The following is a 22,329-nucleotide window of genomic DNA, read 5'->3' on the forward strand; positions in this document are numbered from 1 at the left end:
TCTTCCACTTTTTTTTCCTCTCACACCCCCGTCCCCCTCCCCGGCGCCCCCCCCCCGGGGGGGGGGGGGGGGGGGCCCCGCGGCCCCCCCGCCTCCCGTCCTCGTGTCCGTGCGTCCGGGGACTAGACCAGTGCGGTGAACGACGCGTCGCGCACGAGCAGCGTCGCCGCGTCGCCCTCGACGGCCTGGTCGTGGTCGCTCGACAGGCCGAGCGACCACGTGCCGCCGCCCGGCTTCTCGGGCAGCGTGAACTCGACGGTCGTCCCCGAGGCGTTCAGCAGCACCGCGACGGTGTCGTCGCCCTGCTGCAGCACCAGGATCACCGCGCGGTTGCCCGCGTCGGCCCAGTCGCCGTCCTCGAAGCCCTGCGCGTCCGCGCGGAGCACCTGCACCGTCGACTCCGAGTCGCCGGGGGCCGTGCGGTACCAGAGCGGACGGAGCGCCTCGTGCTGCTTGCGGAACGCGATCGCCGCGGTCGTGAAGGCGAGCAGGTCCTGGTCGGCGGCCTCCCAGTCGAACCACGAGATCTCGTCGTCCTGGCAGTACGCGTTGTTGTTGCCGCCCTGCGAGCGGGCGATCTCGTCGCCACCGAGCATCATCGGGATGCCCGCGGAGAGCATGAGCGTGCCGAGGAAGTTCCGGCGCTGGCGGTCGCGGTAGTCGTTCACCGCGCCGTCGTCGGTCGGGCCCTCGATGCCGCCGTTGAAGGACGTGTTGTTGCTCTCGCCGTCGTTGTTGTCCTCGCCGTTGGCCTCGTTGTGCTTCTCGGCGTACATCGTCAGGTCGGCCAGCGTGAAGCCGTCGTGCGCGGTGACGAAGTTCACCGAGCAGAGCGGGGAGCGACGGGAGCCCTCGTACACGTCGGGGGAGCCGAGCGTGCGCTGCACGGCGTCGCCGAGCGTGCCCTCGTCGCCGCGCCAGAACGCGCGGAGGTCGTCGCGGTACTTGCCGTTCCACTCCGACCAGTCGGCCGGGAACCCGCCCACCTGGTAGCCGGCGGTGTCCCACGGCTCGGCGATCATCTTCACCTCGCGGAGCACCGGGTCCTGGTGGATGATGTCGAGGAACGCGGAGTGCTTCTCGGCCTCGCCGTCCTGACGGGTCAGGGTCGTCGCGAGGTCGAAGCGGAAGCCGTCGACGTGCATCTCCTCGACCCAGTAGCGGAGCGAGTCCGTGATGAGCCCGAGCGCGGACGGGTGCGACACGTTGAGCGAGTTCCCCGTGCCGGTCGTGTCGAAGTAGTTCGCCTCGTCACCCTCGACCAGGCGGTAGTACGACTGGTTGTCGATGCCCTTGAAGGACAGCGTCGGGCCCATGTGGTTGCCCTCGGCGGTGTGGTTGTAGACGACGTCCATGATGACCTCGAGCCCCGCGGCGTGCAGGGCCTTGACCATCTCCTTGAACTCGGTGACCTGCTGGCCCGCCGTGCCCGAGGACGAGTACTCGTCGTGCGGGGCGAAGAAGCCGATGCTGTTGTAGCCCCAGTAGTTGCGGAGGCCCTTGTCGGCCAGGGTCGAGTCCTGAACGAACTGGTGCGTCGGCAGCAGTTCGACGGCCGTGACGCCCAGGTCGGTCAGGTGCTTGATCGCGGCCGGGTGCGCCAGGCCCGCGTACGTGCCGCGGATCTCCTCGGGCACGTCCGGGTGCTGCTTCGTGAAGCCCTTGACGTGCACCTCGTAGACGACGGTGTCGCGGTACGGGGTGTGGAGCAGCGTGTCGCCGTCCCAGTCGAACTCGCGGTCCGCGACGACGGACTTCGGCATGGCGCTCGCCGAGTCGGTCTCGTCGATCTGCTCGGGGTCCTCCATGTCGTGGCCGAAGAGGGCCTGGCCCCACTCGTACGAGCCGTCGACGGCGGTCGCGTAGGGGTCGAGCAGGAGCTTCGCGGCGTTGTGGCGCAGGCCGTTCGCCGGGTCCCAGGCGCCGTGCACGCGGAAGCCGTAGCGGGTGCCGACGGTCACGTCCGGCACGACGTCGTGGAAGGTGTAGCCGGTGCGGTTGCGGAGCTCGGTGCGGTGCTCGGTGCCGTCCTCGTCGAAGCGGCAGAACTCGACCCGCTCGGCGGTGCTGGAGAAGAGCGCGACGTTGGCGCCGCCGTCGACGAGCGTGACGCCGAGCGGGGTGCGGGAGGAAGTGGTCATAGTGCACTTCTAGCGGTCGGCGACTGTGTCCTCACGTCGCCCGCGTACCCCGTGACGGACGGAAGGCGCGGTGCCGGCTGGCACCGCGCCTCCCGTCCGTCACGACGCGACGTCAGACCGTCGTGGTCGCCTCGTCGCGGTGCGGGAGCTTCCAGCCCGGACGCACGAAGTGGCAGGTGTACCCAGCGGGGTACTTCTCGAGGTAGTCCTGGTGCTCCTCCTCGGCCTCCCAGAAGTCGCCCGCGGGCTCGACCTCGGTGACGACCTTGCCCGGCCAGATGCCGGAGGCGTCGACGTCCGCGATGGTGTCGAGTGCGACCTGGCGCTGTTCGTCGTTCGTGAAGTAGATCGCCGAACGGTAGCTGCGACCCACGTCGTTGCCCTGCCGGTCCTTCGTGGACGGGTCGTGGATCTGGAAGAAGAACTCGAGCAGGTCGCGGTACGAGATCTGCGACGGGTCGAAGACGATCTCGACGGCCTCGGCGTGGTCGCCGTGGTTCCGGTACGTGGCGTTCGGGGTGTCGCCGCCGGAGTAGCCGACGCGCGTGCTGATGACACCGGGTCGGCGGCGGAGGAGCTGCTGCGCTCCCCAGAAACACCCGCCGGCGAGGATGGCGGTCTCGGTCGTGGTCATGCTGGCCTCCTGGGCGTCGTCGTTGCCGCTGGCTGCGGCATCACCGGGTGCAACCGGCGACCCCGGGCGCGTGTTCCCGGGTCGTGGTCCATCGTGCGCCTCGATCGTCGGTGCACGGACGGCCCACGTCCAGCAGAGCGGGTACCGCGTGTGCGTCAGGCCCCGGCGCCGCCGTCCACGGGGATGCTCGCACCGGTCACCATCGATGCCCGGTCGCTGAGCAGCCAGGCAGCGACTTCGGCGACCTCCTCGGGGCGGGCCATCCTGCCGAGCGGGACCGAGGCGTCGATCTGCTCCGTGATCCCCGGCGTCGCCGCCTCCCACGCGGCGATCATGTCCGTCGCGGTGCCGCCCGGGGTGATGCCGTTGACGCGGATGCCCTCGGGCGCCCACGTCACGGCCGCGGTCTCGGTGATGCTGTTCAGGGCGCGCTTCATCGCCCCGTAGGCGGGCAGGGCCGGGTTCGCCCGGCGGCTGCCGATGCTCGACGTGTTCACGATCGCCCCGCCGCCGGAGCGGCGCATCAGGGCGGCCTCGGCGGTCATCGCGACCCAGTGGCCCCGGAAGTTGACCGCGAACTGGGTGTCGATGTCCTCGTCGCTCGTGGCGTCCAGCGGGCCGGGCTGCTGGATCGCGGCTCCGTTGTTGAAGGCGCCGTCGAGTCGCCCGTGCAGCTCGTCGACCCGGTCGACGGCGGCCCGGATGCTCGCCGGGTCGGCGAGGTCGAGCGCGACGGCGTCCGCGGTGCCGCCGGCGTCGCGGATCCCGGAGACGACGGTCTCGAGGGACCCGGTGCTCCGCGCGGCGAGGACGACTGCGGCGCCCTCGTCGGCGAAGAGCCGGGCGGCGGCGGCACCGATGCCGCGGCTGGCGCCGGAGACGAACACGACCTTGCCGGTGAGCAGGCCGTTCGGACGGGTGGTGGTGTGATCGTTCATGCCGTCAGCGTCCGTCCCGCGGTGGCCGCGCAGCCAGGTACACCCGGTACCAGGACGGCGACGTGCCCGCGGGGGGAGGATCGGGACATGGACAAGCAGGAGCTGGCCGCGTTCCTCCGCGCACGGCGCGAGCGGTTGCGGCCGGAGGACGTCGGGCTCCCGTCGGGGACCCGCCGGCGCACACCCGGGCTGCGCCGCGAGGAGGTCGCGGTCCTCGCCCACATCTCCACCGAGTACTACGTCCGGCTCGAGCAGGCACGAGCCCCTCGGCCCTCCGCCGAGGTGCTGGCCGGCATCGCGGGGACGCTGCGCCTCACCGACGCCGAGTCCGACCACCTCCACCTGCTCGCCGGGACCGCCCGGACACGGACCGCGAGCATCCGGCGTCAGGTGCGGCCGAGCATCCTGGCGGTCGTCGACCGTCTGCCGCTGACCGCTGCGATCGTGCTCGCCGCCGACTTCGAGGTCCTCGCGTGGAACCCCCTGGCCGCCGCGCTCCTGGAGGACTTCGCCCTGCGGGACCGTCGGGGCCGCAACCTCGCCCGGCAGGCCTTCCCCGTCGGCGGGACGGGCGGGGCGTCCGAGCCGCCGTACGGCATCTCCGACGGCGCCGAGTTCCGGCACCAGGTGGTGATGCAGCTGCGGACGACGCTCGCGCAGCACCCGACGGACGTGGAGGTGGTCGCGCTCGTCGACGAGCTCCGGACGGGGAACGCGGAGTTCGCGCGGCTCTGGTCACGACACGACGTGCAGCCGGCTCCGGTGCTCACGAAGACCTTCCACCACCCGTCGGTCGGACCGGTCACGGTCGACTGCGACAGCCTCGCGCTCGTCGACGGCGACCAGTTCCTCGTGCTCTACACCGCGGCGCCGGGATCCCCCGACGCCGATGCCCTCGCGCTCCTCGGGATGCTCGCCACGCAGACTGCCGAGCGCGGCTGAGCCACGACGGGCCGGCGGTGACGACGTCGGTGGACGCGGTGCGCACCCGTCGACCCCGCACGTGCGTGTCGTCCTGCGATCGCCTACCATTCGAACACACGTTCGAATCGGGAGGTCGGGATGATGTTGACGCACGAGGTCGCCACGGTGTGGTGGGAGCGCGGGGTGCCGGACCGGATGGTGTGGCGGGACCGACGCTGGCGGGTGAGCGACAGTCCGACGCGACTGACCGCGACGGCGGAGTTCCTGCCGTCGGCGATGACCCACGCGCCGGAGCGCACGGTGGGGTGGCGCTTCCAGGTCAGCGCCGAGGGGGACGCCGTCGTCGTCGACATCGTCCCCGAGGGCGACGGCTGGGTGGTCGCGCGGACCTGGCGCTGATCACGAGCGAGTTCGTCCACCCGGCCCGCCGGTGCTCAGCGGATGAGCGCGTGCGCCAGGCCGCGGACGAGCACCGCGCGTGCACGATCGGTCGACGTGCCGTCCGGGTCGCCCCACGCCGCGCGCCCGAGGCCGTCGACCAGGGCGAGCACCGCGTCCGCCGCCACCGCGGTCGGCTCGGCGAGCTCGACTCCGTGCCGCGCGGTCCAGCGGGTGATGCCGGCCGCCACCCCGTCGCGCCAGAGGGCTCGCTCGGCGGCGACGAGCGCGTCGTCACCGTCGAGGGCGGTGCCGCTGACGGCCTCGAGGAGGCGGAAGCGTTCGGGTTCCCGGCGCACCAGGTCCAGGTACGCGGCCACTCCGGCATCGATCGCGTCGGCGAGGTCGTGCCGCGCGTCGGCAGCGGCGAGCACGCGAGGGAGGACGTCCCGTGCCTGGCGTTCGAGGAGCGCGACCACCAGGTTCCGCCGCGCGCCGAAGACGTAGTGCACCACCCCGTGCGCCACGCCGGCGCGCTCGGCGACCGCCCGCGTGGTGAGGCCGGTCACCCCGTGGTCGCGCACGACGAGGGCAGCCGCGTCGAGGAGCTCGTCACGCCGTTCCCCTCGGGGGCGGTACGACCGCGTCTGCTGGTCCTGCGTCATCACAGGAAGCGTACGGGGCGTCCGCAGGAGTGGTCGGCAAGCTGATCTGGCCAAATGGCCGAAAGTGGAGGAGTCCCCGTGTCGATCACCGTCCGTCCCGCATCCCCGTCCGAGGTGCCCGCCGCCGCGGCCGTGCTCGCCGAGGCCTTCGCTGCCGACCCCGTCCTCGGTGAGGTCCGACCGCCGCGTCCGGGCGAGGACCGGGTCGTCGTGCTCGGCGCCCTCTTCGCCGCGCTCGTCCGGGCCGTCCCCGAACGCGCCCGGGCGCTCGACGTCGCGGTCGACGAGGGCCGGCTGCTCGGCGCCGCGTTCTGGCAGGCGCCTCGGCCGCACGTCGGCGGCACGCTGGCGTTCGTCCGGCAGGTCCCGGCACTCCTCCGGGTCCTCGGGACCGGCGGTGCCCTCCGCGCGCTGCGGCACCTCCGACGGATGGACCGCGCCCGCCCCGATGCGCCGCACTGGTACCTAGCCGAGATCGGTGTCGCTGCCGCGGCCCGAGGTCAGGGGGTCGGCGGGCTCCTGCTCGACCACGCGCTGCGCCGGGTCGACGCCCTCGCGCAGCACGCGTACCTCGAGTCCTCGACGCCGCAGAACCGCCGGCTCTACCGTCGCCACGGCTTCGGGGACGGTGCGCCGATCACCGGCTTCCGGGCGGCCGCTCCGGTCTCGATGTGGCGACCGGCGGTCGGTTGAGCCGCGACCGACGGACGGACGGGAGGCGCGGTGCCAGCCGGTACCGCGCCTCCCGTCCGTCGGGTGGTGACGTCGGCCGTCAGGCGACCGCGATCTCGTTGGGGACGCCCGGCAGCTCGTCGCTCGACGCGACGACCTCCCCGGTGGTGAGGTCCACCGCGTGGATCTTCCGCTCGGTCGGGTCGGTCACGTACGCGACGTCACCCGCGACCTTCAGTGCGGGGTGGGCGTCCTGCCACTCGGTCGGACCCTCCCAGGCGTCGATGACATCGAACGTGTCGATCGGCTCGCCCGTCTGCTCGTCGAAGGTGTGCAGGGCGCCGTCGGAGCCGAGGATCACGGCTTCGTCACCGGGACCACGCGCGATGTCGCGGAAGGTGAAGCCCACACCCTCGGGCATGTCGGCCACGCGGTACTCGCCCGACGCGGCGTCGATGAGTGCGACCTGGTCGAGCAGGTAGCCCTCGCTGTCGGGGTCGTCGTTGTAGTCACCGACGGCCACGGACGAGTCCTCGGTGGTGAACAGGTTGCCGGTGCGGCCGTACTCGGTCGGGGCGTCGATCTTCGTGAAGGCGCCGTCCTGGTACACGAGGGCGCCGTCGGTGCAGCCGAAGACCGCGACCTCGCCCTGCACCGCTCCCTCGCCGTGCACGTTCGGGCACTCCTCCGAGCGGGCGAGCTCCGTGCCGTCCTCGTCGAGGGCGCGGACGCCGGTGCGCTCCTCCTCGGTGCCGATCGTGCTGAGGAGCGTGCCGTCCTCGAGCACGATCGCGACGCCGTGGTGTGCCGCCTCGGACTCCGTGGTCTCCACCTCGGGCAGCGTGGCGCCGTCGAGGTCGTCGTGGTCGAACACCGTGACGTCACCGCTGCCGTCCGCGAAGAGCGCGGTCTTCTCGCCGTGCACGACCGCGTGGCCGCCGGTGTCGGCCGGGAAGACGGCGTCGGTCAGGGCCGGGTCTGCGGCGGTGTCGAGGACCCGGAAGCCCTCGGGCACGGTGACGAGCACGTGGCGGCCGTCCCCGGCGGGGTTCACGCGGGTGAAGCCGTCGATGCTGTCGTCGGCGACGACCCGCAGGTCCTGGTCGAGGGTGAGCAGGCCGCCGTCGTAGGTGAGGACGATGCGGTCGCCCTCGGCGGATGCGGCCTCCGTGGTGCGGGTACCCTCGGCCTCCGCGTCGGCGGGGCCCGTCGAGCAGCCGGTGAGGACGAGGGCCGCGGCGCCGAGCAGGGCTGCGGGCGCGAGCGTGGTGCGCAGAGTTGTCATGCCGTTCACTGTACTGATTCTCATTCTCAATTAGAAATCGACAGGCCGTCGACGATCGCCGCCGTGTTCGACCGCATCATCCCGAGGTAGGTCGAGGCGACACCGTCCTCGGTCAGCGACTCGGTGGCGAGCGGACGGATCGCCACGTGCACGTCCACCTCGTCCGCCAGCACCTCGGCCAGCCGTGCGGGCTGCGAGAGGTCGGCGAAGATCGTCGGGACGCCCGCCTCGTCGATCGCCGACGCGAGGTCGCGCAGGTCCGCCGCGCTCGGCGACGCCAGGGTGGTCCCGCTCGGGATGACGGCGCCGACGACCCGGAAGTCGTACCGGTCCGCCAGGTACCCGAACACGTGGTGGTTCGTCACGAGTGCCCGTCGGTCCTCCGGGATGCCCGCGAACGCGTCGGACATGTCCGTGTCGAGCGTGGCCAGCTCGTCGAGGTACGCGTCGGTCCCGCTCGGCTCGACGCCCGCGTCCCGCAGGGCGTCGTCGAGGGCCTCGACGACGTCGACCATGCGTGCGGGGTCGGTCCAGAGGTGCGGATCAGGGCCGCTGTCGTCCTCCGTCGTCCACTCGAGCGCGTCGACGTGCTCGCCGGCCGTGAACACCGGGACACCGTCGGAGGCGGCGGCCTCCACGTGGCGGGCGACGCCCTCCTCGAGCCCGAGCCCGTTCTCGACGACGAGGTCGGCGCTCCGGAGCCGGGCGGCCTCCTGTGCGGAGACCTCGAACGAGTGCGGGTCGGCGCCCGCCGGCATGAGGACCATCACCTCGGCCGCGTCCCCGACCACCTCGGTGACGACGTCGCCGAGGATGTTCGTCGTCACCGCGACGACCGGGCGGTCCGACCCGGCGGACGAGCACCCCGCCGTCGCCGCGACGAGTCCGGCGGCCACGGCCAGCGCGGCGGTGGCGCGGAACCGGCGGGTCACAGTCCGACCTCGGCGAACGCGACGGGCGCCGCGGCCAGGTCGATCGACCGCGCGAGGCGTGCACCGTCCGCGAAGTCGATCTCGTGCACCTGCTGCCCGGAGGCGTCGGCGACGTAGGCGCGCTGGGCGTCCAGCTGCAGGAGCGGCTGCTCGCCCGGGTCGAGCAGCGGTTCGGTGGTGGCGACCGTGCCCGTCGTCGCCGCGATCACCACGACTCGACCCTGGTCGTCCACGCCGACGACGTGCTCGTCCTCGTCGTCGACGGCCGTCACGGCGCGCAGGGGCCGTTCGGTCTCGACGAGTCGCCAGGTGCCCTCGCGGCTGTCGAGCAGCCACGCGCCCCGGTCGCCGGCGAGCCCGGCCACCGTCGGTCGACCCGCGCGGGCGGAGAACGCCGTCGGGCGTGCGGCCCCGTCGGGCAGCGCGACGGTGGTGGTCTCGCCGTCCTCGCCGAGGACGACCGCCCCGTCCGAGCAGCCGACCACGGCGCCGGCCCGGGTGACGATGCCGCCCGCGGGGTCGGTGCACGCGGCCTCGGCGCCGGTCGGCTCGCCGTCGGCGTCGAGCACCCGGACGCCGTCGTCGGTGCCCGCGACCAGCTGCTCGCCGAACGGCAGCAGGACGGTCGCGTCGATCCGGACGGTCTCCTCGACGTCGCCCTGTCCGAGTGCGGCCCGGTCGAGGACGACGCCCTCGCCATGCTCCGGCCAGGTGATGGTCGTCATCGTCTCCGACGAGTGCACCTCGACGGGCCCGCCGCCGTCGATCGAGCCCACCACGCGCGGTTCGGCCGCGTAGTAGTGCGTGTGGTCGCCGTGGTCGACGGTCCACGAACCGCCGTCGACGATCGTGGTGCGGTCCTCGGTGCTGCTGACGAGGAACCGCCCGTCGGTCGCGGAGTGCTCCGGTGCCTCGACGTCGTCGAGCGCCGTGGTCTCGCCGCTCAGCAGGTCGTGCACCGCCGTCTCGCCGGCGGCGGACACGGCCAGGAGGCGCACCTGCGGCTCCTGCGCCTCGCTCGCGCCCTCGACGTAGCCGTGGGGCTTCGCCGTGCCGGTCGCGTCGTCGGCAGCTGGTCCGGTGGTGCCCGTGGTCGAGCAGGCGGTCAGGCCGAGCGCGAGTCCGGCGGCCACCGCTGCGGTGGTCATGCGTCGCGCCGCGACGCGACGGGTGGTGGTGGTGGGGTTCGTCATGCTCCCTCTCGTGGTGCTGGTGTGGTCGTGGTCGTCCGCCGCCCCCGGTGCGGCAGCAGGGCGGCGAGGGCGCGGGAGACGGCGACGCCCGCGACGGCGACCGCCGCGATGCTCGCGCCGGCGGCGGTCCCCGCGTGCCAGGAGACGAGCAGGCCGGTGGTGACGGCGGCGCTGCCGATCACCGCGGCGAGGAGCATGGTCGACCCGACCTGCCGGGTCCAGGCCCGGGCCGCGGCGGCGGGCGCGAGCAGGAGCCCGACGACCAGGAGCGTCCCGACCGCGCGGTAGGACGCGACGACCGCGAGCGTGACGAGCCCGACGAGCACGACCTCGGCCAGTCGGGGACGGAGGCCGAGCGTCGCCGCCTTCCGGACGTCGAAGGCGGCCGCGGTGAAGGGCCGGTGGAACGCCGCGGCGAGGACGAGTGCGACGGCGACCGCGACGGCGAGCCCGCCGAGGTCGGTCCGGGTCACGGCGAGGACGTCCCCGAACAGGATCGCGGTGACGTCGGTGGCGAAGGACCGGGACGAGGACACGATGATGACCCCGAGGGCGAGCATGCCGACGAACAGCAGCCCGATCGAGGTGTCGTACGACAGCCGGGCGCGACGACGGAGTGCGCCGACGCCGACCACCATCACACCCGCGCTCACGGCCGCTCCGAGCACGGCGGGGATCCCGGTGAGGGTGGCGACCGCGACGCCCGGGAGCATGCCGTGTGCGAGTGCCTCGCCGAGGAACGCCATGCCCCGCACGAGCACCCACGTGCCGACGACCGCGCAGAGGACCGCCGCCAGGGTGCCGCCGACGAGGGCGCGCAGCATGAAGTCGACGGAGAACGGGTCGGTCAGCCAGGTCACGCTGGGAGACGCTACATGAAAACGACTATCGATACTGATAGCGTGCTCAGGTGCTCACCACCGCGATTCCCCCTGCCCTCGAGGTCACGCACCGCGTCGTCCGACGCGGTGACCGGACGGTGCTCGACGGTCTCGACGCGACGTTCCCCGCCGGGGTCGTCACGGCGCTCACCGGACCGAACGGATCCGGCAAGTCGACGCTGCTCGACGCGCTCGCCGGAGTGGTGACGCCCGTCGGCGGGGCCGTGTCGGGCCTCCCGTCCGGCGGAGTCGCGTACGTGACCCAGGCGGTCCCGTCGTCCGCGCTCCCGCTGACCGTGCGGTCGACCGTCGCGATGGGGCGCTGGCGGGCACGGCCCTGGTGGCGACCGCTCGGACGGGCGGACCACGCGGTCGTCGACGCGCAGCTGGACCGGATGGGCATCACCGACCTCGCCGATCGGCCGCTCGACGAGCTGTCCGGCGGGCAGCGGCAGCGCACGCTCGTCGCCCTCGGTCTCGCGCAGCGCGCGCCGGTCCTGCTCGTCGACGAGCCGACGGCGGGCGTCGACGCGGCGTCCGCGGCCCTCGTGACGGCGGCGCTCGCCGCGGAGGCCGCCGCGGGTGTCGTCGTCGTCCACGCGGCGCACGACCCGGTCGCGATCGCCGCTGCGGACCGGGTCGTGGCCCTGGGCTGACGGCTCCGCCGGGACCGCCGTCAGGCCGACTGATCGAGGGCAGTCCGCGCTGCTGCCACCACCGCCGCGTCCGTGACGGTGTGGCCGGAACCGTCGTCGCCGCTGCCCATCGGGACGCCGTCGTGACCGCCCGCGACCGACCGCTTGGCGGAGAGGTGCACCGCGGCGACCCCGGTCGCGACCAGTGCTCCGATGTCCCGCGCGTGGACCCCGGCCCCCGCCATCACCTGCACGGGCCCGGCGGCGTCGACCATGCGCGCGATCGTCGTCGCTCCCGCCGGAGCGCTCGCGGCGCCGCCGGAGGTCAGCACCCGCGTGACGCCGAGGTCGGCGAGCCGCGCGACCGTCGCGACCGGGTCGGCGGCGTGGTCGACCGCGCGGTGCAGGGTGACCTCGGCGTGCGCGGAGACCGAGCGGGTGGCGGCCACGAAGCGGCGGAGGGCGTCCTCGTCGAGGGTCCGGTCCGGGCGCAGGGCACCGACCACCACCCCGGCCGCTCCCGAGTGCAGGACCGTGCGGACCTCCCGCTCCATGAGCGCGAGCTCGTCGTCGTCGTACGTGAAGCCCCCGGGGCGGCAGCGCACCAGGGCGTGCGCCGGGATCCCGGTCTCGTGCGTGGCCTCGACCAGGGCCTGCGAGGGCGTCAGGCCGCCCAGCTCCAGGCCGATGCAGAGCTCGACCCGGTCGGCGCCCCCGTCACGGGCGACCAGGGCCCCAGCGGGCGACGTCACGGCGATCTCGAGGGCGACGGTCATCAGGCGGCTCCGAGGGGTTCGTTCGACGGCGGCACGATGCGCGCGGACAGGTCCGGCGGCGTCGCGAACTCCCGATCGTAGGGGAACAGCGGCCGCTCGATCCGGTGGTGCCCGAGGCGGAGCAGGTCCTGGTCGACCCCTCCCGGAGTGAGCGCCAGCATCCAGTCGGCCGCCATGTCGAAGAGTTCCGGCTCGAGGTAGCCGATCTTCACGACGACGACGTCGGCCCGACGCGGGTCGAGGTCGAGATCGGTGAAGTCGTGCTCGTGGTGGTACGGCTTGCGGAGCGTCGTCAGGATCGCGAAGACGCTGCCGACCTGCAGCACGACCTCGGTCTCGGCGTCCCGGTCGCCGTGCTTGACCGCGTGCACCCGGCCGGTCATCGTGATCGGCCCCGCGTGCACGTCGTCGACCTCGGCGCCCGCCGTCACCGTCACGGTCGCACCGACCCCGGCCGCGACCGCCTCGGCGACGGCGGCCGGGCCGGGGACGCTCGCGTAGATGACGGTGGGGCCGTCAGGGGTGGCGAAGGCCGGGTGTGCGAGCACCTGCGTGAGACCCCAGGTCATGTCACCGGAACCGCCGGCTGTCGGGTTGTCACCGGAGTCCGACACGAAGAACGGACGCGCGGCCCCGGGTGCGAGGGCGGCGGCCAGGCACTCGTCGAAGGAGCCCGTCGGTGCCACGAACGCGAAGTCCTCGCGGGCGTCCCAGAACGCTCGGGCCAGGCGCTCGGCGCCCGCGGCCACGACGTCGCGGTCCCACCCGGTGACCACGGTGACGGCACGGTCGCGTGGCTGGTCGGCCCAGGCGTACCCGACCCAGATCGCCGCGTCGAGGACGCCGTCCTCCTGCTCGACCTCCGGCACCTGCCCGTAGATCGACGCCGCGGGCTCGATGCGGGTCGACGTCTGCTCGCCGGGCAGCAGCACCGGGATCGGGATCCACGCCTTCACCGGGCGCTGTCCTCCGACCGGCCTGGTGGCGAGCACGTCGACCAGGTTCCGGACCGCGCGCTCCTTCGTCTCGAGGGCGTCCTCGTGCGGGGCCATGCGGTAGCAGGTGACGAGGTCCACCTGGTGCGCGAGTTCCCGCGTGACGTTGCCGTGCAGGTCCATCGATGCCGACACGATGACGTCCGGCCCGACGACCGCGCGGATGCGGCCGAGCAGGTCGGTCTCGGCGTCGTCGAGCCCCTCGACCACCATCGCGCCGTGGATGTCGTACCAGAGGCCGTCGACCGGCCCGATCGCCGTCAGGCGCGCGACGATCTCGTCGGCGAGTTCCTCGTAGGCCTGCCGGGCGACGACCCCGCCGGGCAGTGCGTGGCCGATGAGCGCCCCGCGGAAGTCGGCTGAGTCCGCGTACGACGCCAGGAACGGGTACCGCGCCACGACCTCGTCACCGCGGTCCGGGTGGAAGGCGGGCGCGAGGGTCCGGGTGGGCGTGAAGGTCGAGGTCTCGATCGCGAGTCCGGCGATCGCGATCACCGGGCGACGTGCGTCCGGAGCGGCGGCGGTGACGGCGGGGTCGGGCACGGGATCAGCATAGGCAGCGGCCGCGGAGGGCCGGTGTCGGTGGAAGTGCGGACTGGCGCGGCCCCCGGACGAGGCTCAGGATGACCGCAGTTGCATCCTGCAACGGTGCAGGAGCCAGGAACAGAGGAGTCCCCGTGAAGCACACCCTCGCAGCGGCGTTCGCCGCCGTGGCCGTCGTCGCCGGCGGCGTGTTCGCCGCCACCCCCGCCTCCGCGCTGCCCGCGGGCACCGAGGTCGTCGGCGGTGAGAAGGCACCCACGACCACCTGGGCCGTCCAGCTCGAGGCGTCCGGCGGCACCATCCCGTCCGGGTACGTCAGCAACTGCACCGGCGAGCAGATCAACGCCTCGTGGATCGTCACCGCCCGCCACTGCATCGACGGCATCGGCGCGATGAACGTCTACCACTCGAACTCCACCACGAACCGCGGCACCGCCGTCGCGATCGACCGCGTCAGCGCCGCGCCGGCCGGGGACATCGCGCTCGTGCACCTGCGCAGCACCTACGCGCTGTCGACCTACGCCCCCCTCGACCTGACCGCCGCGGCGAAGTCGAGCGGGACCGGCGTGATCCAGGGCTACGGCCTGCGGGCGAACGCGCAGCAGTCGGACGGGCTGTACCAGGCGACCGTGTCGCTCACGGGTGCGACGCGCGACGCCTACAGCGGCAAGGCGCAGCACGTCACCGGCGTCACCGGAGCGTCGAACCACGGCGACTCCGGCGGCCCGCTCCTGGTCAACGGCAAGGTCGTCGCGGTGTGCTCCACCGGCGACAGCGCCGACCCCGGTGCGGACACGACGGCCGGGTCGAACTACGCACTGCTGTCGCAGTCGTCCTCGTGGATCCGGTCGACGGCGGGCGTCTGACCGACGCGACCCACCGTCGGACGGGAGGCTCCCCACCAGCTGGTGGGGAGCCTCCCGTCCGACACGTGGCGACGTCGGCGACGTGGGCGCTCAGGCGCCGTGTGCCTCCTCGGCGACCGGCTGCCACTCGCGCCACGTCGCGAGCCGCGACTCGTAGTCCTGCTCGGCGATGCCGAGCGGCGCCTTGCCGAAGAAGACGCGCAGCGGCGGCTGCTCGGCGTCGACGACCTTGAGGATCGCCGAGCGGGTCGCCTCGGGCTTGCCCGGGTCCGATGCGGACGGACGCTTCGAGGCGGCCTCGCGGACGTCCGCGTAGGCGTCGAGCTCCTCGCTGTGCTTCGAGGACGGGCCGGACCAGTCGGTCGAGAAGCCGCCCGGCTCGACGAGGGTGACGGAGATGCCGAACCCCGCGACCTCCTGCGACAGGGACTGGGACAGGCCCTCGAGCGCCCACTTCGACGCGTGGTACGCGCCGACCGTCGGGAACGCGCTGATGCCGCCGATGCTCGAGACCTGCACGATGTGGCCCGAGCCCTGCTCGCGCATGATCGGCAGTGCCGCCTGCGTGACCCAGAGCGCGCCGAAGAAGTTCGTCTCGAGCTGCGCGCGGACCTCGTCCTCGGTGAGCTCCTCGACCATGCCGAAGTGGCCGAAACCCGCGTTGTTCACGACGACGTCGAGCCGGCCGAAGTGCTCCGCGGCCTGCTGCACCGCAGCGGTGTCGGCGGCCTTGTCGGTGACGTCGAGCCGGATCGCCAGGAAGGTGTCCGGGTACTGCTCGACGAGTGCCTGCACGTCGTCGGTGTCCCGGGCAGTGCCCGCGACGGAGTCCCCGCGCTCCAGGGCGGCCTCCGCCCACTCGCGGCCGAAGCCCTTCGATGCTCCGGTGATGAACCAGGTCTTGGCCATTCGCTGCCTCCAGTTGCTGATCGGGTGACCGCGAGCAGGCAACGCCCGTCGCCCGGGCGCGACCTGGGTGCCCGGGTGACAGGAGGCCGACTGGACCGGCACGGAGCAGCCCGCGAGCACCATGGCCCCATGAGCCAGTACGAGAAGCGCGACCCGAACTCCCTCTACCCGAAGCCGCCGTTCCCGAAGCAGGAGCAGTCCCTGCCGGGTGCCGCGTGGAAGATGGACCCGGAGCCCGACCACGGCGAGCAGAGCTACGTCGGCAAGGAACGGCTGACCGGCTTCCGCGGCATCGTGACCGGTGCGGACTCCGGCATCGGCCGCGCCGCCGCCATCGCGATGTCCCGTGAGGGTGCCGACCTCGTCCTCTCCTACCTGCCCGACGAGCAGGAGGACGCCGAGCGGGTCCGCGACCTCCTGGAGTCCGAGGGCCGCAAGGCCGTCCTCGTCCCCGGGGACATCTCCGACGAGCAGTACTGCAAGGACCTCGTGCAGAAGGCGGTCGACGAGCTCGGCGGGCTCGACACCCTCGTCATGGTCGCCGGTCGCATGGACAGCAACGACGACATCCTGTCGCTGACCACCGAGCACTTCGACTCGACGTTCAAGACGAACATCTACTCGCTGTTCTGGCTGACGCAGGCCGCAGTGCCGCACCTCGAGCCCGGCTCGACGATCGTCACGACCGGATCGATCCAGGCAGCGACCCCGTCGCCCGACAAGATCGACTACGCGATCTCGAAGAGCGCGGTCAAGACCTTCACCGAGGCCGTCGCGCAGCAGCTCGCCCCGAAGGGCATCCGTGTCAACTCGGTCGCGCCGGGTCCGGTGTGGACGCCGCTGCAGCCAGGGTCCGACGACGCCGAGACGGTGTCGCACTTCGGCGAGCAGTCGCCGTTCGGCCGCCCCGGCCAGCCGGCCGAGCTCGGAGCCGCGTACGTGCACCTCGTCAGCCCGGAGTCGAGCTACCAGTCCGGCTCGACCATCACGATCGCCGGCGGGACGCCCGCGTTCTAGACGGCGCTGTATGAGGACGGGAGGCGCGGTGCCAGCTGGCACCGCGCCTCCCGTCTGCGGGTCGTCGCGTCAGCCCTGCGGCGGCGAGTACAGCTGCAGGTCGTTGCCCTCGCTGTCCTTGAAGGGCACGATCTTGCCCCACGGGTGCTCGCTGACGTCACCCGCGAACTCGACGCCCTTCGACCGCAGGTCGGCGACCTCATCCTCGATGCTGCCGTCCGGCTGGAACGAGACGACCGCGCCGCCGCCGCTCGACGGGCCCGCCGACTCCCGACCGTTCAGGCCGATGCGCAGGCCGTGCGCGTCGATCTCGCTCCAGTCGTCGTCCTCGCTCGCGACCGTCAGGCCGAGCGCGTCACGGTAGAACGCGACCGCGCGCTGCATGTCACTGACCGGTACCCAGACCGCTGCCACTCCGCTTGCCATGGTGTTCCTCTCGTCGTGCCGTCTCGTACCCGGCCGACGGTAGGTCGCGTGGTTGCGTGCGGACACAGGCGGGGTGGTGTCCCAGTGCTCGGGTGGCAGTGTGGGCCGTGACGACGGGAGCAGGGCATGGCTGGTGTGACGCACGTGGTGCTGGTGCAGTGGGACGCAGCGCGGGACGGGGTCGGCGAGCACGCCGTCCAGGCGGATGCGCTCTGCCGTGACCACCTGCCCCGCATCGACGGGGTGGAGTCGGTGCACTCCGGGCCGAGCATCAGCACCGAGGGCCTCGAGGGCGGGTTCGACTGGATGCTCACCGTGCGCTTCCGTGACCGCGAGGCGCTCGCCGGGTACCTGCCGCACCCGGAGCACCGTCCGGTCGCCGACCACATCGGCGCCGGCAGCAGCCGCGTCGTCGTGTTCGACGTCGAGGACTGAGCCGGGGACGTCCTCCGCCGGGCCACGAGCGTCAGGCTGAGCGGTCTCTGATCTGCGCGGGCCGCGCGTGCCGGGCACGAGCGGCTCTCCCTGGGACGATGGGCGGATGAGCACCGAGCCCGAGCGCCGCCGCAGGAGGGCCGACGTCGTCGGCATCCTCGAGCCGAACCCCCACCCGCTGGCGACCGTCACGATCGGCATCGGGGCCGTGGTCGTGCTGACGGTGATCGGGTTCTTCCTCGGTTCGGTGGACGCGGGGCTCGCGAAGGCGTTCAACACGCTGCACACCGGCGCGCTCGGTACGTTCACGACGGCGGTCTACCACGTCATCAGCCCGGTGCCGGCGATCGCGATCACGTTCGTCGTCGCTGGTGTCATCTGGTGGCGGGCACGGGACCTCCGTCCGGCCCTGGGCTTCGGCATGACGATCGCGATCACGTGGCTGCCGTCCGCCGTCGTCAAGGAGATCGTCCACCGCGCCCGGCCCGACGTGGCACTGCTGCCGCACCCGTTCCCCGTCCAGCCCGACCCCGGGTACCCGAGCGGGCACACGGTCTACATCACGGCGTTCGTGATCGCGCTCGTGTGGGTCGTCCGCGAGACGCGGTGGCACCAGGTCGCCCGGGTCGCCGGTGTCGTGGCGATCGTGGTCGTGTTCCTGTCGGTCTCGATCGACGCCGTGCACTACCCGACGGACGCGGCGGCCTCGATCCTCTGGGCGCTCGCGGTCGCGCCGGCGGCCCGGGTCGTGTGGGTCGACTGGGCGATGCCCCGCATCCCGTTCCTCCGCCCGCGTGAGGGTGCCGCGGTACCGCTCGGGCGCCGCCACTGAGCGGCGCACGGCCCCGCGGCCCCGCGCCGCTACGCCCGGCTACGCTGCGCTGCTACGCCCGGCTGCGCCGCGCCGCCACGAGCGCGACGACGGCGACCACGGCGGCCGCGAGCATGACGACCGCGAGCGGCGCCGCCGTGTCCTCGCCCCCGATGCTCACGAGCGGCGACACGAGCGCCGCGAGCCCGAACTGCAGGGCGCCGAGCACGGCCGAGGCGCTGCCGGCGACCCCGGGGACCGCGCTGAGCGCCAGCGCCGTCGCGTTCCCGAGCACGAGGCCGAGCGACCCGACCGCCGTGAAGAGCGGCACCGCGAGCCAGAGGACGGGTGCCCCGGTCACGACGAGCAGCGCGAACGCCACGGTGGACGCCACCACGAGGGCGATGCCGAGCGTCAGGACGCCCTCGACCGAGCGGGTCGCGGTGAGCTTCGCCGACAGGATGCTCACGCCCATCAGCGCGAGTGCGTTCAGACCGAAGGCGAGCCCGTAGCCGACGGTGTCGAGCCCGAGCATGCCCTGGTACAGGAACGGTGACGCCGAGATGTACGCCATCATCACCGCGAACGCGAAGCCGAAGACCGCGGTGTAGCCGACGAAGGTCCGCGACCTCAGGGCCCGCAGCGGGGAACCGGACGCCACGCGCTCGGCCCGGAGCGCGTCACGCCGCGAGCGCAGGTGCGTCTCCCGAACGACGGCGAGCACGGCGACGAGCATCAGCACCGACAGGCCGAGCACGATCGTCAGCAGTCCGCGCCACCCGATCGGTCCGGTGAGCAGACCGCCGAGGAGCGGTGCCACCACGGGCGCGACCCCGCCGACGATCATCATGAGCGAGAAGGCGCGGGCGGCGGGCTTGCCGGTCGCCAGGTCGGAGATCACGGCGCGGCCGATCACCATGCCGGCCGCCCCGCCGAGGCCCTGCAGCAGCCGGGCGACGACGAGCACCGCCACGTTCGGCGCGAGCACCGCTGCGGCGCTCGCGAGGACGCAGAGCGCGGCGCCGGCGAGGAGCGGGGGCACGCGGCCGAAACGGTCCGACAGCGGCCCGAACACGAGCTGCCCCGCGGTCACGCCGACCAGGAACGCCGTCAGGGTGAACTGCACGGTCGTCGCCGAGGCGGACAGCTCCGTGGTCATCCGCGGGAACGCCGGCAGGTAGAGGTCGGTCGCGAAGGGGGCGACCGCGCTGAGCAAGCCGAGCACGAGCAGCAGGGGAGTCGTGATGCCCGTGGGGCGGGTGGAGGGCGTCGCCGTGGTGGCGCGGATGGATCCGGTGTCCGTCGTCATGGTTATGAAACCATAACTCATTGTCGCTGGACGGTACAGTGACGACATGGCACCAGCGGTCTCCGACGACGCCCTCGCCGAGTTCGCCGACGTCGTCCTGCGCATCGGTCGCGAGGTCGACCCGCACGGCCCGCACGCGCTCGACATCGTCCCGCTGACCGGCACCGAGGCGCTCGTGATGCGCTGGGTGCACCGGAACCCGGGTGCGTCCCCGAGTGCCGTGGCCGACGCCACGGCGCTGCAGCGCAGCAACTGCAGCGTCGCGCTCCGCTCGCTCGTCGCGAAGGGCATGGTCGAGCGCCGCACCGATCCGGGCGACGCCCGGACCGTGCAGCTGCACCCCACCGCCCTCGCCCACGACAGCATCGCGCGGTTGCACGCGCACTGGGCGGGTCGGCTCCGCGCCGCCCTCGGTGGCGACGACAGCGGCCTCGGCGCCGCGGCTGACCTGCTGGCACGCATCGACGACGGCCTGCGACGCGGCTGACGACGGCCGGGAGGCGCGTGGCGGCCCCGCCACGCGCCTCCCGGCCGACCCGTGGCAGGTCCCGACCCCGCGTGCCGTCCGGACGGGCTTGGTACCCTGGAGGGACACAACAGCAAGCAGTGTGTATCTACCGGCCGTCGGCCCCACCGACGGACAGCGGCGGCACCCGATGGGCCCGCCGCCGGATCAGGCCGGGCCCCAGAAGGCACACCCCCTCATGCTCCAACCCCGACGCTCCGACGCGTCCCTCGTCTCCCTCGCCGGTCGGTGGTACTTCCCGATCGCGTTCATCGCCCGTCTGCCCTTCGCGATGATGGTCGTCGGTGTCCTCACCCTCGTCGTCGCGTCCCGTGACTCCGTCGCCCTCGGCGGCATCAACTCCGCCTTCGTCGGCATCGGCTCGGCGATCTTCGGGCCGCTCGTCGGTGCGGCCGCCGACCGCTTCGGCCAGCGGGCCGTCCTCGTCCCCGTCGGACTCGCGAACGCCGTCCTGCTCGGCGTCCTGCCGATCGTGGTCGCGAGCACCGCGCCCGACCTCGCGGTCCTGGCGATGTCGTTCCTGATCGGCGCGACCGCACCGCAGGTCGCACCGATGTCCCGCACGCGACTCGTGGCGATCATCCGCCAGCGCATGTCCCCGGCACGCCGCGACAAGGTCTTCAGCGGCACGATGGCGTACGAGTCGGCCGCGGACGAGACCGTCTTCATCGTCGGACCGTTCCTGGTCGGCCTGCTCGCGAGCACGATCGCGCCGTGGGTGGCCGTGGCCGGTGCATCGGTACTGACCTTCGTCTTCGTCACCGCCTTCGCGCTGCACCCGACCGGCGCCCTCGTCGTCGGTGGGCCGGCACAGGAGACGCGCGCCCCGGCCCGGCAGCTGCTCCGTCCGCGACTCCTCGTGGTCGTCGTCGGGATCCTCGGCATCGGCCTCTTCTTCGGGTCGACGCTGACCTCGCTGACGGCCTTCACGGAACAGCAGGGCGAGGCGTCCCAGGCCGGCCTGCTGTACGGCGTGATGGGGATCGGATCCGCCGCACTCGCACTCGGATCGGCGGCGTTCCCACAGCGGTTCGGTGTCACCTGGCGCTGGCTCGTGTTCGGGGTCGTGCTGCTGGGCGGCGCGATCGCCTTCAGCCGGGCGGACTCCGTCGTGGCGGTCGTCCTCGTGCTCGGTGTCATGGGCATCGGCATCGGCCCGACGCTCGTCGCGCAGTACAGCCTGGGATCGGACCGGTCGCCAGTCGGCCGTTCGGCGACCACGATGACGATCCTCGGCTCGGCGGTCATCGTCGGACAGTCGGTCGCGTCGGCCGTGGTCGGCGAGGTCGCCGAGCGTGCGGGCACCGGTGCCGCGATGGCGTTCCCCGCGTACGCCGCCGCGCTGGTCGTCGTCGCCGCCGTGGCGGACCTGCTGCTCGCCCGCCGCGAGGGCGCTCCGGCGGCCGCGACCGCCTGACCCGGTCGCCGCGCGCCGTCGGTCGCCGCTCGGTGCAGGCTGGACTGCATGCGCATCCTCGTCCTCGGCGGCACCGCCTGGCTCGGCCGGACCGTCGTGCAGCACGCCCTCGACACCGGCCACGACGTCACGTGCGTCGCGCGCGGCTCGGACGTCCCCACCGGCGCCCGACTCGTGCGGGCCGACCGGGACCGCGACGACGCCCTGACCGGGGTCGCCAGCGAGCGATGGGACGCGGTCGTCGACGTCTCCCGCACCCCGGAGCACGTCCGTCGCGCAGCCCGTGACCTCGAGCCCGTCGCCGACCGGTACGTCCTCGTGTCGACCGTGAGCGTCTACGCCTCGCAGGCCGAGCGCGGTGCCGACGAGCACGCCGCCGTGCTCGAGCCGTCGGACGACCCCGCCGAGTACGGCGCCGCGAAGGTGGCGTGCGAACGTGCGGTCCTCGACGCCTTCGGCCCCGAGCGCGCCTCGATCGCGCGGGCCGGGCTCGTCGGCGGACCAGGTGACCACACCGGACGTTCCGGCTACTGGCCGTGGCGGTTCGCCCGTGCAGCCGAGATCGGCCGCGCGGTGGTGGTCCCGGCGCGCACGGATCGACCCACCTCGGTGATCGACGTCCGCGATCTGGCGGGATGGCTCGTCGGAGCGGCCGAGGGCCGACGAGCGGGTGTCCACGACGTCCCCGGCGAGGTCGTCACGCTGGGGCAGCACCTCGAGGAAGCACGGGTCGCAGCGGCCGTGGACGTCCCGGTCGAGCCGCTGCCGGACGAGGTGCTCCTCGCGCGCGGGGTGGCTCCGTGGGCGGGGGAGCGGTCCCTGCCGCTGTGGATCCCCGACGACGACCACCAGGGCATGAACGACCGACCGGCAGACCGCGCGCGTGCGGCCGGGCTGACCCGGAGGCCGCTCGCCGAGACGCTGGCGGACACGCTCGCGTGGGAGCAGCTCCAGCCGGTCCACCCGCACGGCGCCGGGCTCTCGGACGACGACGAGGATGCGGTCCGCGTCGCCGGGTGAG

At 73.2% G+C, this 22,329-nt stretch carries 24 protein-coding genes; 11 read left to right on the forward strand and 13 right to left on the reverse strand.

The window, feature by feature from the left end; genetic code table 11:
- Positions 1 to 122 precede the first annotated feature (122 nt).
- The 3 genes from glgX to J2X59_RS14990 form a co-directional block, all read right to left on the reverse strand.
- The gene (gene glgX, locus J2X59_RS14980) at positions 123 to 2,141 is read right to left on the reverse strand and encodes a glycogen debranching protein GlgX (RefSeq protein WP_326497196.1); all 2,019 of its coding nucleotides are present in this window, start codon (positions 2,139 to 2,141) and stop codon (positions 123 to 125) included.
- 112 nt (positions 2,142 to 2,253) lie between these two features.
- A complete protein-coding gene (msrA, locus tag J2X59_RS14985; protein WP_326497197.1) occupies positions 2,254 to 2,775 on the reverse strand; it encodes a peptide-methionine (S)-S-oxide reductase MsrA in 522 nt (173 codons plus the stop codon).
- Between the two features lie 155 nt (positions 2,776 to 2,930).
- Positions 2,931 to 3,713, reverse strand: a complete 783-nt coding sequence (locus J2X59_RS14990) for an SDR family NAD(P)-dependent oxidoreductase (protein WP_209684528.1) — start codon at positions 3,711 to 3,713, stop codon at positions 2,931 to 2,933.
- A gap of 87 nt (positions 3,714 to 3,800) precedes the next feature.
- Here J2X59_RS14990 and J2X59_RS14995 point away from each other — a divergent pair, with 87 nt between their 5' ends.
- Together J2X59_RS14995 and J2X59_RS15000 are read left to right on the forward strand one after the other, a co-directional pair.
- Entirely contained in the window at positions 3,801 to 4,655 is an 855-nt protein-coding gene (locus J2X59_RS14995) for a helix-turn-helix transcriptional regulator (protein ID WP_066651538.1), read from the forward strand.
- Positions 4,656 to 4,775: 120 nt separating this feature from the next.
- On the forward strand, positions 4,776 to 5,036 hold the full coding sequence (locus J2X59_RS15000) for a hypothetical protein (protein ID WP_066651540.1): 261 nt from the start codon (positions 4,776 to 4,778) through the stop codon (positions 5,034 to 5,036).
- Between the two features lie 35 nt (positions 5,037 to 5,071).
- Here the strand turns inward: J2X59_RS15000 and J2X59_RS15005 are convergent, their stop codons facing one another.
- Positions 5,072 to 5,680, reverse strand: a complete 609-nt coding sequence (locus J2X59_RS15005) for a TetR/AcrR family transcriptional regulator (protein WP_326497198.1) — start codon at positions 5,678 to 5,680, stop codon at positions 5,072 to 5,074.
- Between the two features lie 78 nt (positions 5,681 to 5,758).
- On the opposite strand from J2X59_RS15005, the gene J2X59_RS15010 reads away from it, so the two are divergent.
- Entirely contained in the window at positions 5,759 to 6,373 is a 615-nt protein-coding gene (locus tag J2X59_RS15010) for a GNAT family N-acetyltransferase (RefSeq protein WP_251154260.1), read from the forward strand.
- 79 nt (positions 6,374 to 6,452) lie between these two features.
- Here J2X59_RS15010 and J2X59_RS15015 read toward each other — a convergent pair whose 3' ends face one another.
- Genes J2X59_RS15015 through aztB form a run of 4 tightly spaced genes read right to left on the reverse strand, consistent with a single transcriptional unit; the run spans position 6,453 to position 10,622 of the window.
- On the reverse strand, positions 6,453 to 7,637 hold the full coding sequence (locus tag J2X59_RS15015; protein WP_326497199.1) for a hypothetical protein: 1,185 nt from the start codon (positions 7,635 to 7,637) through the stop codon (positions 6,453 to 6,455).
- Between the two features lie 26 nt (positions 7,638 to 7,663).
- Positions 7,664 to 8,569: a metal ABC transporter substrate-binding protein gene (locus J2X59_RS15020; RefSeq protein WP_326497200.1), complete on the reverse strand. Its 906-nt coding sequence runs from the start codon at positions 8,567 to 8,569 to the stop codon at positions 7,664 to 7,666.
- Positions 8,566 to 9,762, reverse strand: coding sequence for an ABC transporter (locus J2X59_RS15025; RefSeq protein ID WP_326497201.1), 1,197 nt, complete (start codon positions 9,760 to 9,762; stop codon positions 8,566 to 8,568). The genes J2X59_RS15020 and J2X59_RS15025 overlap by 4 nt, the downstream gene beginning before the upstream one ends.
- The gene (gene aztB / locus J2X59_RS15030) at positions 9,759 to 10,622 is read right to left on the reverse strand and encodes a zinc ABC transporter permease AztB (RefSeq protein WP_326497202.1); all 864 of its coding nucleotides are present in this window, start codon (positions 10,620 to 10,622) and stop codon (positions 9,759 to 9,761) included. The genes J2X59_RS15025 and aztB overlap by 4 nt, the downstream gene beginning before the upstream one ends.
- Positions 10,623 to 10,672: 50 nt before the next feature.
- Here aztB and J2X59_RS15035 point away from each other — a divergent pair, with 50 nt between their 5' ends.
- Positions 10,673 to 11,299, forward strand: coding sequence for a metal ABC transporter ATP-binding protein (locus J2X59_RS15035; protein WP_326497203.1), 627 nt, complete (start codon positions 10,673 to 10,675; stop codon positions 11,297 to 11,299).
- Between the two features lie 20 nt (positions 11,300 to 11,319).
- Here the strand turns inward: J2X59_RS15035 and J2X59_RS15040 are convergent, their stop codons facing one another.
- Positions 11,320 to 12,054 (reverse strand): copper homeostasis protein CutC, encoded by a 735-nt coding sequence (locus tag J2X59_RS15040; protein ID WP_326497204.1) that lies wholly within the window; start codon positions 12,052 to 12,054, stop codon positions 11,320 to 11,322.
- Positions 12,054 to 13,592 carry a M81 family metallopeptidase gene (locus tag J2X59_RS15045; protein ID WP_326497205.1) on the reverse strand — a complete coding sequence of 513 codons (1,539 nt, stop codon included), beginning with the start codon at positions 13,590 to 13,592 and terminating at the stop codon, positions 12,054 to 12,056. Before J2X59_RS15045 ends, J2X59_RS15040 begins: the two co-directional genes overlap by 1 nt.
- Positions 13,593 to 13,726: 134 nt before the next feature.
- Between J2X59_RS15045 and J2X59_RS15050 the strand changes: the two genes are divergently transcribed.
- On the forward strand, positions 13,727 to 14,458 hold the full coding sequence (locus J2X59_RS15050) for a S1 family peptidase (protein ID WP_066651557.1): 732 nt from the start codon (positions 13,727 to 13,729) through the stop codon (positions 14,456 to 14,458).
- Positions 14,459 to 14,548: 90 nt separating this feature from the next.
- On the opposite strand, the gene J2X59_RS15055 is transcribed toward J2X59_RS15050, so the two are convergent.
- On the reverse strand, positions 14,549 to 15,367 hold the full coding sequence (locus J2X59_RS15055; RefSeq protein WP_326497206.1) for an SDR family oxidoreductase: 819 nt from the start codon (positions 15,365 to 15,367) through the stop codon (positions 14,549 to 14,551).
- A gap of 129 nt (positions 15,368 to 15,496) precedes the next feature.
- On the opposite strand from J2X59_RS15055, the gene J2X59_RS15060 reads away from it, so the two are divergent.
- Positions 15,497 to 16,384: an SDR family oxidoreductase gene (locus J2X59_RS15060; protein ID WP_326497207.1), complete on the forward strand. Its 888-nt coding sequence runs from the start codon at positions 15,497 to 15,499 to the stop codon at positions 16,382 to 16,384.
- Positions 16,385 to 16,453: 69 nt separating this feature from the next.
- Here J2X59_RS15060 and J2X59_RS15065 read toward each other — a convergent pair whose 3' ends face one another.
- Positions 16,454 to 16,810, reverse strand: a complete 357-nt coding sequence (locus J2X59_RS15065; protein WP_326497208.1) for a VOC family protein — start codon at positions 16,808 to 16,810, stop codon at positions 16,454 to 16,456.
- A 126-nt stretch (positions 16,811 to 16,936) separates the two neighbouring features.
- Here J2X59_RS15065 and J2X59_RS15070 point away from each other — a divergent pair, with 126 nt between their 5' ends.
- Together J2X59_RS15070 and J2X59_RS15075 are read left to right on the forward strand one after the other, a co-directional pair.
- Positions 16,937 to 17,245, forward strand: a complete 309-nt coding sequence (locus J2X59_RS15070; protein WP_081984546.1) for a Dabb family protein — start codon at positions 16,937 to 16,939, stop codon at positions 17,243 to 17,245.
- Positions 17,246 to 17,351: 106 nt separating this feature from the next.
- A complete protein-coding gene (locus J2X59_RS15075) occupies positions 17,352 to 18,077 on the forward strand; it encodes a phosphatase PAP2 family protein (protein ID WP_326497209.1) in 726 nt (241 codons plus the stop codon).
- Positions 18,078 to 18,129: 52 nt separating this feature from the next.
- Here J2X59_RS15075 and J2X59_RS15080 read toward each other — a convergent pair whose 3' ends face one another.
- Positions 18,130 to 19,365 (reverse strand): multidrug effflux MFS transporter, encoded by a 1,236-nt coding sequence (locus J2X59_RS15080; protein ID WP_326497210.1) that lies wholly within the window; start codon positions 19,363 to 19,365, stop codon positions 18,130 to 18,132.
- Positions 19,366 to 19,411: 46 nt separating this feature from the next.
- On the opposite strand from J2X59_RS15080, the gene J2X59_RS15085 reads away from it, so the two are divergent.
- From J2X59_RS15085 to J2X59_RS15095, 3 genes are all read left to right on the forward strand, one after another.
- On the forward strand, positions 19,412 to 19,852 hold the full coding sequence (locus J2X59_RS15085) for a MarR family winged helix-turn-helix transcriptional regulator (RefSeq protein ID WP_066651571.1): 441 nt from the start codon (positions 19,412 to 19,414) through the stop codon (positions 19,850 to 19,852).
- Between the two features lie 217 nt (positions 19,853 to 20,069).
- Positions 20,070 to 21,308 carry an MFS transporter gene (locus J2X59_RS15090; RefSeq protein WP_326497211.1) on the forward strand — a complete coding sequence of 413 codons (1,239 nt, stop codon included), beginning with the start codon at positions 20,070 to 20,072 and terminating at the stop codon, positions 21,306 to 21,308.
- A gap of 48 nt (positions 21,309 to 21,356) precedes the next feature.
- Positions 21,357 to 22,328: an NAD-dependent epimerase/dehydratase family protein gene (locus J2X59_RS15095; protein ID WP_326497212.1), complete on the forward strand. Its 972-nt coding sequence runs from the start codon at positions 21,357 to 21,359 to the stop codon at positions 22,326 to 22,328.
- Position 22,329: the final 1 nt, after the last annotated feature.

The sequence above is a fragment of the Curtobacterium sp. 260 genome, assembly GCF_030803485.1.
Lineage (GTDB): Bacteria > Actinomycetota > Actinomycetes > Actinomycetales > Microbacteriaceae > Curtobacterium.

Coding starts and splice junctions, on each gene's coding strand:
- glgX (WP_326497196.1), bottom strand. CDS start 2,141: ATGACCACTTCCTCCCGCACCCCGCTCGGCGTCACGCTCGTCGACGGC.
- msrA (WP_326497197.1), bottom strand. CDS start 2,775: ATGACCACGACCGAGACCGCCATCCTCGCCGGCGGGTGTTTCTGGGGA.
- J2X59_RS14990 (WP_209684528.1), bottom strand. CDS start 3,713: ATGAACGATCACACCACCACCCGTCCGAACGGCCTGCTCACCGGCAAG.
- J2X59_RS14995 (WP_066651538.1), top strand. CDS start 3,801: ATGGACAAGCAGGAGCTGGCCGCGTTCCTCCGCGCACGGCGCGAGCGG.
- J2X59_RS15000 (WP_066651540.1), top strand. CDS start 4,776: ATGATGTTGACGCACGAGGTCGCCACGGTGTGGTGGGAGCGCGGGGTG.
- J2X59_RS15005 (WP_326497198.1), bottom strand. CDS start 5,680: ATGACGCAGGACCAGCAGACGCGGTCGTACCGCCCCCGAGGGGAACGG.
- J2X59_RS15015 (WP_326497199.1), bottom strand. CDS start 7,637: ATGACAACTCTGCGCACCACGCTCGCGCCCGCAGCCCTGCTCGGCGCC.
- J2X59_RS15025 (WP_326497201.1), bottom strand. CDS start 9,762: ATGACGAACCCCACCACCACCACCCGTCGCGTCGCGGCGCGACGCATG.
- J2X59_RS15040 (WP_326497204.1), bottom strand. CDS start 12,054: ATGACCGTCGCCCTCGAGATCGCCGTGACGTCGCCCGCTGGGGCCCTG.
- J2X59_RS15055 (WP_326497206.1), bottom strand. CDS start 15,367: ATGGCCAAGACCTGGTTCATCACCGGAGCATCGAAGGGCTTCGGCCGC.
- J2X59_RS15060 (WP_326497207.1), top strand. CDS start 15,497: ATGAGCCAGTACGAGAAGCGCGACCCGAACTCCCTCTACCCGAAGCCG.
- J2X59_RS15065 (WP_326497208.1), bottom strand. CDS start 16,810: ATGGCAAGCGGAGTGGCAGCGGTCTGGGTACCGGTCAGTGACATGCAG.
- J2X59_RS15070 (WP_081984546.1), top strand. CDS start 16,937: ATGGCTGGTGTGACGCACGTGGTGCTGGTGCAGTGGGACGCAGCGCGG.
- J2X59_RS15075 (WP_326497209.1), top strand. CDS start 17,352: ATGAGCACCGAGCCCGAGCGCCGCCGCAGGAGGGCCGACGTCGTCGGC.
- J2X59_RS15080 (WP_326497210.1), bottom strand. CDS start 19,365: ATGACGACGGACACCGGATCCATCCGCGCCACCACGGCGACGCCCTCC.
- J2X59_RS15085 (WP_066651571.1), top strand. CDS start 19,412: ATGGCACCAGCGGTCTCCGACGACGCCCTCGCCGAGTTCGCCGACGTC.
- J2X59_RS15090 (WP_326497211.1), top strand. CDS start 20,070: ATGCTCCAACCCCGACGCTCCGACGCGTCCCTCGTCTCCCTCGCCGGT.
- J2X59_RS15095 (WP_326497212.1), top strand. CDS start 21,357: ATGCGCATCCTCGTCCTCGGCGGCACCGCCTGGCTCGGCCGGACCGTC.